This is a genomic window from Bradyrhizobium sp. CCBAU 45384 (assembly GCF_028128665.1).
GTDB classification, from domain to species: domain Bacteria; phylum Pseudomonadota; class Alphaproteobacteria; order Rhizobiales; family Xanthobacteraceae; genus Bradyrhizobium; species Bradyrhizobium manausense.
Map to the genome: position 1 here is coordinate 1 of NZ_LBIZ01000033.1, position 634 is coordinate 634.

The following is a 634-nucleotide window of genomic DNA, read 5'->3' on the forward strand; positions in this document are numbered from 1 at the left end:
CCGTCGAGGTGTTGCGCCGGCAGCGCCACACCGGCAAGCAGATCGCAGCCGAGGTCGGGGTGTCACGGGCAACTGTCAGCCGCATCCTTCGCCGCCTGGGATTGAGCCGAATGCGCGATCTGGAGCCCGCCGAGCCGGTGCGCCGGTACGAGCGCGAGCAGCCCGGCGAGCTCATCCATATCGATATCAAGAAGCTCGGCAGGTTCGTCAGACCAGGCCACCGCATCACACACGATCGCCAGATGGGCGAAAGCCGCGGCGCCGGCCACGAGTTCGTCCACGTGGCGATCGACGATGCATCGCGCCTGGCCTTCTCCCAGATCCGGCGCGATCAGAAAAAGGAGAGCGCCATCGCCTTCCTCAAGGAGGCCGTCACCTACTACCGCAGCCTCGGCATGAAGGTCACCGGCATCATGACCGACAACGGCTCCTGCTACCGCGCCAAGGCCTTCGCCAGAGCGTGCAGCAAGCTCGGCCTCAAACACATCTTCACCAGGCCCTACAGACCGCAAACAAATGGCAAGGCCGAACGCTTCATCCAGACAGTGCTGCGCGAATGGGCCTACGCTCGTGCCTACGACACCTCAGACCAGCGCGCCAAAAACCTGCCAATCTGGCTTCATCACTACAACTG

At 63.6% G+C, this 634-nt stretch carries 1 protein-coding gene; it reads left to right on the forward strand.

Going from position 1 to position 634, the window contains the following annotated elements; translation table 11 throughout:
- A partial coding sequence (locus tag XH80_RS02880; RefSeq protein ID WP_271597248.1) for an IS481 family transposase occupies positions 1 to 634 on the forward strand: 634 nt, incomplete at both ends.